Here is a 14,388-nt window from a genome sequence, read left to right on the forward strand (position 1 = left end):
TTTGATGTTTTAATTCAACTCAAACCATTTCTAAAACGCCAACTGAACTCCTCCTGTAATTGTAAAAGGTGCAGCAAATGCTCCGGGCTCCATTCCTCTTGCCCAAAAACTCTGTCCCATAAAATCCGGATCAAGTCCTGAATAGTTGGTTAATGTAATTAAATTTTGCCCTGTTATTGAAAATCTTAACTTGTCAAGTTTAAGTTTATTTGTCATTTCTTTTGGCAAAGTATAACCTGCAGTCATTGTTTTTACTCTAAAGAATGATCCGTCTTCCATCCATCGGTCAATATGTCCCCATGATCCGTTTGGTGTATCACCCAAAACTGCTCTGGGAGTATGATTATTAGGATTCTCAGGTGTCCATGGAGTTAAGCCTTTAGCATAATTTGAATCGTCATTAATTTTCTCCATCTGCCATTTGTTTCCGTTTAGCACATCATTTCCAAACTGACCGTTACCCGATAACGAGAAATCAAAATCTTTATACGATGCACTGAACATTATTCCCATTTGCAAATCCGGCCATGGATTTCCTAAAAACTGACGATCATTTTCATCAATATTTCCACTACCATCGTAATCAATAAATCTAATATCTCCAGGTTGAGGACGTTTTCCATCAATAGTAATAGCATTTCCATCATTTGTAAGGTATTCATCTACCTCTGCTTCTGATTGGAATATTCCATTAGACTGTATAAGGTATAACATAGCTAATGGCTGTCCTTCAATAGTACGCGATAAGAAACCATCTATTTGACTGTTTCCGGCACCTAACGACGTTACCTCATTTTGCATTTTTGAAAGATTCAAATTTACAGAGTATGCGAAATCACCTTTGGTTTCTTTCCATCCTACGTTAAGTTCGACTCCCGAGTTTAACAAACTGGCAGCATTGGATATTGGAGGTGCTCCCTCATCACCTGACGTCATCAATAGAGGCACACCAACTAATACATTTTCTGATTCAGAATAATAGTAATCAGCAGTAAGTGTTAATTTGTTTTGTAAAAAGGCAGCATCAATACCAATATTTCGTTGTATTGATGTTTCCCATATTAAATTGTCGTTAGTAATATTTGTTTGTGAAATACCAAAACTACGTTCATCAGGATTTGAAGTCATTATTGCCTCAGGGTTAGTACTTAAAGTTGGCACATAGTCCCAATCACCAATATTTACATTACCTAACTCACCATAACTTGCACGTAGTTTTAGTATAGATAACCATTCAATATCTTCCATAAAGCTCTCATTTGATATTTTCCATCCCACAGATACTGAAGGGAATGTACCCCATCTGTTAGCTTCAGGCAATTGAGAGTTCCCATCCCTACGAACAGTTGCTCCTAAAAAGTACCTGTTGTCATAGTTGTAATTAAGTCGGGTAAAATACGATATCATAGCACTTGCACCAATACTACTCCCGGTACGCATATCTTGAGTACCTGCAAGCACCCAGAAATAATCATCTTCACCAACTTTATTTAGATCTTTTACTTCGCTCCACTGACTATCGTAATGTACTCTATAGTATTCAGAACCTGCGACAAAGTTGAAGCTGTGATCTCCTAATTCTTTATTAATATTTAAAGTATTTGTCCAGGTTAACTTATTATAAGTACCTCTGCTCTGTGAGTACATCGAAGGCCAATATCCCTGATCCATATGCCAGTTACCCGGTTTACGTTTTAATGCCCATCTGTCTCTCGACATTTCGTAAGCCCCGCTGGAACGAACATTTAACCAATCGGTGAAATTTAACTGGGTATAAATATTTCCTCGGATTCTATCATTTTCATTATGATTATTTTCCAAATCCATTATACCTCTAATATTGTTACCTCCTGTGTTGGCATGATATGGATCTCCATAGCCCCAACCTCCTGGATTATCTGAATTCTTAACCGGGATAGTTGGAACTAAACGTTGCATATTCCAAAACATACTGGAATTCCATCCTGCCTGTCCATTAGCTTGACTTAGAGATAATTGTATATTCTCTCCTATTTCGAAAATCCCTTTTTTAAGAGATGAATTAATCCTTAAACTGTAACGGGTAAAATCATTACCATAAACAGTTCCACTATTGTTAAAGTAGTTTAACGAAACAAGATATACTCCATCTTTATTTCCTCCCGAAAACGTAAGGTTATGATCGTTTATAATCCCCGGTTTTGTGAAAACATCTTGCCAGTCAGTATTAGTACCTTCGAAACGAGTTCCATTAAAGTGTCCTTGAAGTGCAACCCCAGAGTTTTTATGCAACATATCATTTAAGTAGATATACTCCTCTCTATTAGCTAAGTCAATTCTTGGCAGCCACTGTACACTGGTGTTTCCGGAGTATTCTATTTTAAGCTCTCCGGCTTTTCCTTTTTTGGTAGTAATTATGATTACACCATTGGCCGCTTTAGAACCGTAGATAGAAGCCGCCGCAGCATCTTTTAATATCTGAATAGATTCAATATCGTTGACGTTAAAGTCTCTACCTCCATCGGTTGGCATACCATCAATTATATATAGAGGATTACTATCCCCAAAAGTACCTACACCCCTAATCTCTATTGATGCTGCCCCATCAGGCGATCCGGTTGATTTTACAGAAACCCCCGGAGCACTACCCTGAATAGCATCTGCTATATTTGATGTAGCAACATTTTCTATATCTTTAGTTTCTATTACAGATATAGCACTGGTAAGGTCGGCTTTCTTTTGAGTACCGTACCCAATTACAACCACATCGTCAAGCACTGCGGCATCTGGCTGTAAAGATATTGAGATATCTGTAGCTCCAGTAACATTATATGTTTGTGTTTTGTACCCAATAAAAGAGATACTTAATTTTGCACCTACTTCCACATCAATTTCAAATCTACCGTCAAAATCGGTAGATGTTCCAGTAATAGTTCCTTCGACGATGACACTAACTCCCGGAAGAGCTTCGTTGTTTTCGTCAGTAATTGTTCCTGTTATTTTGACAAGTTCTGATTGATCTTGAGAGATGGGTATCTCATTCACTAAATCAGTGCTATTTGCCAAAACCGTAGTTTGGATTCCAAATAATAACCCTAAACTAAGAAAAGAATTTAGTAATAATCCTCGTAGTTTCATATAGATTTTGTTTACAAATATTTTAGATTTGATTAGTTGAACAAACAAGCCATTCTGTAGTGTTCTGTTCTTTGTGGTAAAATTAATTATAATATAGTATAATGCAAATTATTTTCCGGAAATATTTTTTTAATAAAACATATGTAACGATCTGTACAATAGGTAGATGAAGAATTAAATTAGTAAATACTTATTAATAGATGATTTATACTAATTAAATTTGGGTCTAGTTCGTAATAGACCTTTCGACTCCGCAAGCTCCGCTCAAGGTGACGTGTGCTAATTTTAGAAAATTGAGAATACCTCAAACGACATAGACCCAAAATTAATCGCATAGTAATTTACTCAACAGTAATTACTTGTTTCAATCTAATATCCTCACTTGAGGCACCAACTTGAATTTCGAATTCCCCTTTCTCTACACAGTATTCTCTTTGCATTGCATTATAATACCTTAAATCTTCTTTTGAATTCAATATAAACTCAATTGATTTTGATTCTCCTTTTTTCAGATGAATACGCTTAAATTCTCGTAATTGTTTATTTGCTTGCCATGTCGAAGATTCAACATCTTTGATATAAAGTTGTACAACCTCATCTCCGTCAACATTTCCTGTATTTTTAACTTTTACAGAAATAGTAAACTCATCTTTTTCACCAATTTTCTTTTTGTCAATTTTAAGTTTTGAATATTTAAACTTGGTGTAACTTAATCCATGACCGAAAGGATATAAAGGTTCTCCCTTGTAATATCTATACGTAAATCCTTTCCCGGCTCTCATATTATAATCAGTAAAATCGGCCAATTCGTCTGTAGATTTATAGAAAGTAACAGGTAAGCGTCCGGCAGGATTGTAATCTCCAAAAAGTACTTCAGCCACTGCATCGCCTCTTTGTCCGGGATACCAAGCTTGTAATATCGCTGGCATTTTGTCATCCAAACCTTCAAAGGCAATAGCACTACCACTCATTAGAACAAACACTATAGGAGTTCCGGTTTTTATCATAGATTTAACTAATTCTTGTTGGGCTGCAGGCAACTCAATCCTTGTACGATCGCCACCTCTAAATCCTTCAATATTATTTCTATTTGCCATTTCTTCGCCCTCCCAAGTAGCATCAAGTCCACCAACAAATATTGCCACATCAGCATCTTTTATTGATTTCAACTCTTCATTGTTTAGATGCATCGGGTCTTTATCAACAATTTTATTCTCACCGGGTATCTCCCAAATAAGTTTTACACCTGCAACTTTTGCGCCTTCAGCGTATTCAAGTTTTATATCGTAAATCTTATCTTTTTCGAATCTAAAAACATTCAAGAATGAACTCCAACCATGATCGTACCATTCGTCTATAATCAATTTACCGTTTATCCATAATTTTGTGCCATCATCAGAAGCTGTACCTATTTTGTATTCACCTGTTTTAGGAACTATAAGTTTTCCGGTCCATCGAACTGAAAAATTATCTTCATTTATTATTTCATCATGATTTACTTGACCTTGTGCTGCTTCAGTTGCATTTGGCGAAGAATTACCCCAACCAAAATTAACTTGTTTATCATTTCTTATATAAATAGGAGTACCTTTCAAATCTTTTCCATTAAAATACTCACCTTTTAATCCTAATATTTTTTCACCCTTTTCATCAGTATGTGATAAATATTCAGTACTAATAACCTCATACTCTTCTGATGTAGTTTCGTTTATTACCAATGGACAGCCTTTGTAGTATTCAACTTCAATATTTTTACCTGCTAATTTTTTTATACCATCAATTACTTTGATTGGTCTTGAAGATACACCATTGTAATTTCCATACAATGCACTTAAAGTATTAGCATTTGGGCCAACAACAACAATTTTTTTGGTTTTACTTCTGTAAAGTGGAAGAATGCCATCATTTTTTAATAATGTCATAGATTCTCGTGCCATGTTTAATGCCAGCTCATTGTTTGTATCGCTTTCGTTTACACTATATGGTATTTGAGCATATTCAACCTTGTCAGCAGGATCAAACATACCTAATTTCATACGAGCAAGCATCAATCTATAAACTGCAAGATCTACTTCCGACTCATCTATATAACCTTTTTTTACTGCTTCCATTGTCCATTGTTGATACACAGAGCCACAATTAAGGTCGCATCCTTTACGAATTGCTATTGCAGCGGCTTCTTCGGGGGTAGGTACTGTTTTATGATTTTTATGAATATCAACAATTGCCCAACAATCAGAAACTACAAATCCATCGAATTTCCATTTATTCCTCAAAATATCTTCAAGAAGCAACCAACTTGCATTAGCCGGCTCGCCATCAACACGATTATATGCACCCATTATCGAGTAGGCTTTTGCTTTAACAATTAAGTCTTCGAAGGCAGGAAGATAGGTTTCCCATAAATCGCGCGTATTTGGTGTTACATTAAAACTATGCCTCTCAGGTTCAGGACCATTGTGTACTGCGTAGTGTTTTGGTGTAGCTACTAATTTATAGTATTTAGGGTCGTTTCCTTGCAATCCTTTTACAAACTCCATCCCTACTTGACCGGTTAAGTATGGATCTTCTCCATAAGTTTCCTGTCCTCTACCCCATCTTGGATCTCTAAAAATATTTACGTTTGGCGACCAAAATGTAAGACCTCTCCAACGACCTAAATCTCCTTGCCTTACAAATTTGTGATGTTTTGCTCTTCCTTCATCAGCAATAGCACTTGCAACGTTATACATTAAATCCGGATTAAAACTTGCTGCCATGGCAATAGCTTGAGGAAAGACTGTGGCTTTGCCTGCAAACCCAACACCGTGCAAACCTTCACTCCACCAATCGTATTCGGGTATACCTAATCTAGGTATGGCTTTAGATTGATTTCCTATTTGAGAAATTTTTTCTTCAAGTGTCATTTTTTCAACCAAATCTTTTGCGCGCTCTTCGAAACTAAGAGAAAGATTCTTGTAGTTTGGCTTGTTTGTTTGCGCATACCCTACAAAGTAAAAGTTGATTAGTAATAAAATAAGTATTTTCTTCATCTGTTAATCATTTTATGTTTTGATGACTTAATGTGTTAATATAATTTGAAAAAAAGATCACAATTGTGAAACTATTTGGCTGTTTTCTTATTTTAATAATAAGGTAAAAAAGTATTTTTATTTAATAAGGTCAACTGTCAATAGCTATAATCATAATTTAGTAATAAACAATCTTTCTATTCTGTCTTGTTCTGTTTGTAAAAGATCAAATTTAAATATTTTATTAAATTAATTATACGAAAATCGAAAATAATTAGTACTTTTCCAAAGAAATTACAGAACAGTACAGGATAGGAAATGATTATAAACTATAAATAAAATTAATACTTATGAAAACAAAAATTTTTACTTTTTTAAGTGGGTTACTATTTATTACATCCGGATTGTTTGCCCAGGATTGGGTTTATCTACAATCAGGAAGTTCAGCCGGTTCAAATGTTGTTTTTGGACCGTGGTCGGGAGACGATGGAATATTTGGTACTGCCGATGATGATATTCATATTTGGGATGGTGATAATCCTGAGCGTGAAGTAATCATTACGGCAACAGGCGGTGCTGATGGTGTGAAAAAATATTTTACAATATCGGTGGCAGCAATGTGGACAGGTACTGCACAAAATTTCGCAATAGCTGTTAATGAAGATGCCACACCAACTACACAACCGGTTGAGGCATCTGCATATACAGGAACAGCTACTGATGCACAGCTATGGTATGTAAAACAAGAAAACGGACACTATGTAATTTACAGTAAGTTAAACGATAAAGTATTTGCTGCCGGAGCAGGAAATGGTACTGATATTGAATTGCTTGATTATGATAAAGCAGACGTAAAACAACACTGGACTTACTTTAAAGTTTCAACTGAAGGATTTGACCCATTTGCTGACCTTGCCGAAGTAATTACCTGTACTTTTGATGGAGGGCTTATTAATAGTAGAATGGCAAGTGTTAATTGGGCAATTAATGTTTTTCCTACGGAATTAAAAAACTCAGTAACACCATGTAATGCAACAGGTACTATTAATTATACATGGGAATATTCAAACGATGGTACTACTTATACAGTATTACCTTTAGCCGAAGAAGCAAATTATGAAGAATCTTATACTTTTATATCTAATTTAACAGAGTTGGGTGCAACAATTGGTTCTTCAATATTCTTTAAAAGAATTGCAACTGACGATAATGGATCATTTGATTCAAATATTATAGAGTTACCGGTTGTGGAGGCAGTTGATTGGGTGAAGTTAACACCTAAATCGGCTGTTACCGTTCACGAAGGAGATGGTGTTCAGGCTTTGGATGTTAATGATGTTGATAAAACTCCAGCGAACTTTGACGAAGTACACCTTTGGGCACACAGATTTGGTAATGAAGGTCAACAAATGATGATTTTACCCGTTGAGGAAGCAGGTTATTTCGCAATACAGGCGATGAATCAATACGGAAGTAATTTTATATTTGATGGTTGGGATCCTGAGGTGAAAATTTGGGATGGCGGAGGAGCTCCGAATGATGAGAAAAAATGGTATGTTACACGAGAAGGAGATGATAAACAATACGTAATTCACGTAAAGAGTACTTGGCAAAATGGCGATAGATGTATTACAGCTGACAGTGATGTTTTAGGAGCAGGTGTTAATTCACCAGCGTATGAGGCAGACAAAGCAGAGCAACAATGGAGTTACTTAGAATTATCTAAAGATAATTACGATCCTTTGGCAGCTTATATAGTTGGTGATTTAGACGAAGGAATTATTGCAGCAGTTGGTGATGTAATAACTGCAGCTCCCGAAGATAATATTCCAGTGTTTAACTCTAAACTAAATGCAGGTGGAGGAGATAATACTATCACTTATACATGGGAGTACTCTACAGATGGCGGGACAACTTACACCCCTGTTGATGGTATAGAAACTAATTTCATGGATATGTCTGCTTTTACCTATTCTCAAATAGGACTTGTAGAAGGAGAAGGAGGTACTTTGGATGTACGTAGAATTGCTACAGATGGAACAGAGACTTCGGTAACTGCTCAGGCTGTACAAATAACAGTTGATGATGGTCTTTCGATTAATGATATTGATGCATCTTCAATAAAAATCTATCCAAACCCTGCTACATCTTCTGTTTCTGTTTCGGCAGAAAAATTCGATACTGTTGAGGTTTTAAATGCTCTGGGACAGTCAGTTCTTAAGCTTGAAGGAGGAAAAGATATTAAAGTAAATACGGCTGGTTTTAAAGCAGGTATTTACATTGTAAAATTCTCTAATAATAATGGTTCTGTTGCAAAACGACTTGTAATAAAGTAAATTTATTGGACTATTGTAAATCAAAGGTGTCATGGTATAAATTCTACCATGGCACCTTTTTTTTAACCATAATAACAACACACCTAATATGAACAAATTATACTATCTATTATTCCTTTTAATCCTATCAATAAGTACAAATGCCCAATTAACGTGGACCGACGAAATTAAAACTCCAATAGGAGCAGGATACCCACGTATGGCACAGATGGCCGATGGTACACTATTACTTGGTGGAGATGCCGATGGACTTCCTCTTTATAAAAGTACAAATGGTGGTGCTACATGGTCGCCAACTACAAGCGATGGCTCAGCGGCAGTACCAAACCCCGAACCTGATAATAATAATCATTCGGTTGGTAATATTTTCCCCATAGGTATGCCAAATGGCGATATAGTTATTGCATACAGATACCTTAACACTAACAATTATTACGATGATGAGAAGGGTGTAGAGGGTGATGCCGATAATATAAATTTTTACAACATAGATATACATCGTAGTACCGATGGTGGTAAAACATTTTCTTATGCAAGTAGTGTAATTAGCGATGCCACTGCTCCAACCGGCGATAATTCGGATGTAAACGAAGGTGTTTGGGAACCATTTTTGTATAACGGTCCTGATGATAAACTTTGGTGTTTGTATTCTATTCAATACGATGTAAATGCTGATGGTACTTATAAACACCCACTACATTTGGCAATGAAAAAATCGTCTGACGGAGGTCTTACATGGGGGGCACAGACATATATAATAGGGCCTGATAGCCATCCCGAAATGCATGATTATCATGCCGGAATGGCAGCAATAGTACAAGCTGATGATGGTAATTTGGTAGCAGTAATTGAAACCGCATATAATGCCGGAGGTAATGGAATGGGGATAAAAATGGTACGTACTTCTGATATAACCGGTGAGAGTGGTTGGGGGGGATTAGAAAATGTGTACAATGCTCCCGATGGTACCGGCTATGGCGCTGGAGCTCCGTATATTGTAAAATTAAATGATGGTACATTGGTTGTGTCCTATCAGGTTGGTGGGACTCAACAACAATTTGGTTATGTAACAAGTACAAACAATGGAGGTACATGGAGTGCTAATACCAATTTATTTCCGATAGAGTCGATGTGGCAAGGTATGTTTGTTGATGCTGATGGAACTCTATACGGTTTAACTTCAGGTATCAAATACAAAAAACATTTTCCCTCAGGTAGTGAACCAAGCTATAATGGCGAGGCTTTTTATCTAACATCGGCAAAAAGTGATAAAATTATTGGTGTATCAGAAACTAATCCTACAAATGGAAATTGGGTGAAACTATTTAGCAAAGAATCCATAACTTATAACAAGTGGACACTTGAAGATGCGGGAGATAATTTCTTTTACTTAAAACTAAATGGCAGCTCAAATTTGTGCATGTCAACATTAAGCTCCGAAGCAAATTTCTCAGAAAATATTATTCTTTGGGATAAAAACGGAGGTGATAATCAAAAATGGTATGTAACCGAAGAATCAGGTTATTTCAAAATCATAAACAAAAAATCAGGTTTTGTGTTAGATGTTCTTGCAAACGAAACTTCTGAAAATACTAATATAGTTTTATGGGAAAATTTAGGCAAAAAAAATCAACAATTCTATACATTAGTTGATGGCGGACTTCATGTAAATCCATTTTCGGGTTTCGAAAACAAACAGTACTACAAAATCAAAGGAAAACAATCAGGCAAAATCATAAATCTAGACTCAAAAGATGATGCAGGAAATGGAACAAATATTAATATCTATGGCGCTGATTTTAGCAACTTCTGGATCAATCATAACTGGACAATAAAGAAATATGATGAAACATATTTTTGGCTCGAACCACAAAACAAACCCGGGTATTGCTTAAATGTAGATTACGATTTTGTTTCTGACGGAACAAATATTCATCTCTGGGAATACAGTGGTGGAGAGAATACTCTTTGGTCTGTGCAAGAAGATGCTCAAGGATACATTACTTTTATAAATAAAGGAAGTGGAAAAGCTATGGAAGTTTCGGGTTTTGGTACAAGCGATGGAGATAATATTCAACAATGGTCTATTACAAACGCAGATAATCAAAAATGGCAATTTATAAAAACTGATGCCGATGTTGAACAAAACGCAGTATTTGCATATTTATTTCCAGAAAGAGTATCATTAAATCAAGGTATTATTGGCAATAGTCAGGAAATAGCAGAACATGATGACCCTGCAACATTTACTTCAGAAAAAGATGCAATAGGAAATGGTGTAATAACCTATAAATGGCAATGGACAGAAACTCCAAACAACCTGGATTCTTGGTCTGATATCGCAAATTCAAACTCTCCTACATACAAAAGTTCTAAATTAGATGGACTTGGTAAAACAGAAGATTTCGAATTTTTTGCACGAAGAGTAGCAAGCGATTTGTATTACGAGCAAATATCTAATTTGGTTTCTATCAGAGTTAAAATACAAGCTCTGGGAATAAATAAAATAGACCAATCAAAAATTTCTGTTTACCCAAATCCGGCAACAGATAAACTGATTATTGATACAAAAAATGAAGTGTTAATTGAAATATTTAGCATTAAAGGATTAAAATTAATAAGTAAAAATATTAGTTCTAAAACTAATATCGATGTTTCAAATTTTGAAACAGGAATATATATTATCAAATCTACTAATGAATACTCTATTTCCACAATGAGGTTTATAAAGAACTAAATTTAATTAGGGCAAAAGCATTTAACTTTTTTTGTACGTCATCTCGACCCTGTCTGCCGATACAGGCAGGTTCGCAAAAGTTCCACTCGAAATGCAATTGACATAATTATAACATTTTAAAATAAAATTGTAAAAAACATTTGTAAGCTAAATCGTTTTAGCTACTTTCGTCTTAACTAAATGTGATAATTAGTTTTTGGGAATATATAAATAATATATTGTGTCAATTACTATTCGAAATGTTATGATAAAAAAAGTAAAACTAAGTGATATAGCGACAAAACTCAATGTTTCGGTTTCTCTTGTATCGTTTGTAATGTCAGGTAAATGGAAAGAGAAAAGAGTTAGTCCTGAACTTGCAAAACGAGTTATGCAGACTGCCAAGAAAATGGGTTATCAGCCAAATTCTACTGCCCGTGCTTTAAGAACCGGTAAAACAGGAGTTATCGGATTGGTGGTCGCTGATATTTCCAATCCCTTTTATGGGAAAATAGCCCGTGAGATAGAAAATGAAGCATCAAAATTGGGGTTGCAGTTAATGTTCGCATCAAGTGATGAAAACCTGTTAAAGTTTAAAAAAATTGTGGATACTCTAATTGGTCGTCAGGTTGACGGTCTTATTGTAGTACCTGTTCTAGGGTCGGAAAAGTTTTTGTTACAGAAGAATAAGCATGGGGTTCCGATTGTGCAGATAGACAGGAATTTTAAAAATACCGGGTTACCTTTTGTTATTGATGATGGAATTTACGGCGGACAAAAACTAACAGAATTGCTGATAAATAGGGGCTATAGTAATATTTCTACAGTGGTGTTTAAGAGTAAATTATCAAATTTAAAAGAGCGTGTAGAAGGATTTAAGAGAATAATTAAAACTGATAATGACAGGCATATTATAGAGGTTCCCGTAAGAGGTTATGAAACAGTTTTGGAGGAGAAATTAATGGATAGTGTAAAAAAGGGAGTTGATGGATTTTTCTTCACTCAGAACAGGTTGGGTATAGCAGGTTTAAAAATCCTTAAAAGAAATAATGTTAGAATTCCCGGAGATGTTGTAATAGTAAGCTATGATAATCCGGAAATCTTTGAGTTGGGTTCTCCTTCTATATCCTGTTATCAACAGTCAATAATGGAAATGTCTAAAGCCTCTGTTGCTATAATTACTGATATAATAAACAAGGGCAATTCAGAAAAGGTTCATTATAGAATTAAAGGACAACTAATAGAAAGAGAATCGAGTAAATCGGTTAAATAATAGTATATCAAAAATTTTGTGAACGCATTTTTTTTTAATAAAATTGCTAAAACGTTTTAGCAAATACAAAAACTAACTGTATCTTAAATGAAAAATATTGTATTAGGGATTGATTTTGGTTCATCTGCAGTGAGGGTTCTCAGTATGGAGCTTGAAAGCGGGAAGGTGTTGAATTCTGTAGAACAATCATACTCAGAAGGAGATAATGGTGTTTTAACTTCCGATAATATTCATCTGGCACGCCAAAGTGCTACAGACTACATAAAGTCGATGGAGATTGCTTTACAAAAAGCAAAAAAAGTAAATGAAAAATCAGGAATAGACATGTTGTCAGTAGTTGGTATTGGTGTAGATGCAACCGGTTCAACTCCGCTTCCTGTAAAACGAGATATGACTCCCTTATCGGAAGTAAAAGAATTTAAAAGCAATCTTAATGCTTACTCATGGATGTGGAAAGACCATACTTCTCATCAGGAGGCAGATTTTATAACAAAAATAATTAGCGAAATTCGTCCCGAGTATTTAGCTACAATCGGAGGAGCATATTCATCGGAGTGGTTTTGGGCAAAAATTCTTCACTGTCGTAATATCGATAAAGATGTATTTGATGCAGCTGATACATGGGTTGAATTGTCAGATTTTATTCCCGGAGTATTAGTAGGAGTAAATGATATTTTAGATTTGAAACGCAATATTTGTGCTGCAGGTCATAAAGGTTTGTACAACGCAAAATGGGGTGGTTTTCCGGATGCTGAATTTATTGAAGCACTTCATCCCGACTTGTTAAAAGTAGCAAAAACACTTCCAAAAGAAGCTTTTTCCATTGAGCATATAAGTGGAACATTATCGCAAGAATGGGCTGAAAAGATCGGAGTAAAAGCCGGAATTCCTGTTGCTATGGGAGTATTAGATGCTCATGCAGGAGCAATTGGTTCGGGAATTAAGGATGGAAGTTTGGTAAAGATTATTGGTACTTCAACTTGCGATTTAGTGCTTGGAGATTTAAATAATAAAAACACCGATATCAAAGGTGTAGCCGGTGTAGCAACCGAATCAGTTCTTCCAAATTATTATGGAATAGAGGCAGGACAAAGTGCTGTTGGCGATATTTTGAACTGGTTTATAAATAGTTTACTTAATAAGGTTAAATCTCACGCAGAATTAACAAAGGCAGCCGAAAAACTTAAACCCGGAGAAAGCGGGTTACTTGGCTTAGACTGGAATAACGGTAACAGGAATATTTTATCCGATCCGTTACTTTCGGGGTTGATTTTAGGACAGAGCCTTCAAACAAAAGATTTCGAAATATACAGAGCTTTGATAGAATCTACTGCTTTTGGAGCTCGTAGAATTATCGAGGATATGGAAGATCAGGGAGTTGTTATAAACGAGGTAGTGAACTGTGGAGGTATTTCGCATAAAAACCCTCTTTTTATGCAAATTTATGCTGATGTAATTAACAAGCCAATGAAAGTTGCGGCTATTGATGAAACGGTAGCTTTAGGTTCTGCATTAATGGGAGCTCATGTAGCATTCAAAGCTGAAGGTAAGGATGTGAGCTATAACGAACTTCAGGATAAAAGTTGTGAAATATTAGATAAGGTTTACAATCCAAATCCGGAAGCAGTTGAGGTTTACGAAAAATTATATCAGATATTCCTTAAACTTCACGATTCGTTTGGAGTAGAAGGAACTCAAATTGAGATGTATTCTGTAATGAAGGATTTACTTGGAATTAAAGAAAATATAGTAAAAGAAGAATTAGTATAATTGTTACTGGTTACTTGTTGCTTGTTACTAGTTGAACCAGCAACCAGAAACCAGCAACCAGAAACAAAAAAAATGAACAGACTAATAGGAAACTTACCAAAAGTAGGAATTCGTCCGGTAATCGACGGACGCGAAAGAGGTGTTAGAGAATCTCTTGAAGAGCAA

The 14,388-nt window shown here is 35.5% G+C and carries 6 protein-coding genes; 4 read left to right on the forward strand and 2 right to left on the reverse strand.

Annotated elements, in window-relative coordinates; genetic code table 11:
* Window positions 1-30: 30 nt before the first annotated feature.
* Both ABFR62_01495 and ABFR62_01500 read right to left on the reverse strand, forming a co-directional pair.
* The gene (locus ABFR62_01495) at window positions 31-3,117 is read right to left on the reverse strand and encodes a TonB-dependent receptor (protein MEN8137085.1); all 3,087 of its coding nucleotides are present in this window, start codon (window positions 3,115-3,117) and stop codon (window positions 31-33) included.
* A gap of 341 nt (window positions 3,118-3,458) precedes the next feature.
* A complete protein-coding gene (locus ABFR62_01500; protein MEN8137086.1) occupies window positions 3,459-6,149 on the reverse strand; it encodes a glycoside hydrolase family 3 C-terminal domain-containing protein in 2,691 nt (896 codons plus the stop codon).
* A 329-nt stretch (window positions 6,150-6,478) separates the two neighbouring features.
* Here ABFR62_01500 and ABFR62_01505 point away from each other — a divergent pair, with 329 nt between their 5' ends.
* The 4 genes from ABFR62_01505 (at window position 6,479) to ABFR62_01520 (ending at window position 14,223) form a co-directional block, all read left to right on the forward strand.
* A complete protein-coding gene (locus ABFR62_01505; GenBank protein MEN8137087.1) occupies window positions 6,479-8,464 on the forward strand; it encodes a T9SS type A sorting domain-containing protein in 1,986 nt (661 codons plus the stop codon).
* 88 nt (window positions 8,465-8,552) lie between these two features.
* A complete protein-coding gene (locus ABFR62_01510; GenBank protein ID MEN8137088.1) occupies window positions 8,553-11,201 on the forward strand; it encodes an RICIN domain-containing protein in 2,649 nt (882 codons plus the stop codon).
* Window positions 11,202-11,445: 244 nt separating this feature from the next.
* Complete coding sequence (locus ABFR62_01515; GenBank protein ID MEN8137089.1) at window positions 11,446-12,453, forward strand: LacI family DNA-binding transcriptional regulator; 1,008 nt, start codon at window positions 11,446-11,448, stop codon at window positions 12,451-12,453.
* An 87-nt stretch (window positions 12,454-12,540) separates the two neighbouring features.
* Window positions 12,541-14,223: a ribulokinase gene (locus tag ABFR62_01520; GenBank protein ID MEN8137090.1), complete on the forward strand. Its 1,683-nt coding sequence runs from the start codon at window positions 12,541-12,543 to the stop codon at window positions 14,221-14,223.
* The last annotated feature ends 165 nt before the right edge of the window (window positions 14,224-14,388 follow it).

Source organism: Bacteroidota bacterium, from assembly GCA_039714315.1.
Classification (GTDB): domain Bacteria; phylum Bacteroidota; class Bacteroidia; order Flavobacteriales; family JADGDT01; genus JADGDT01.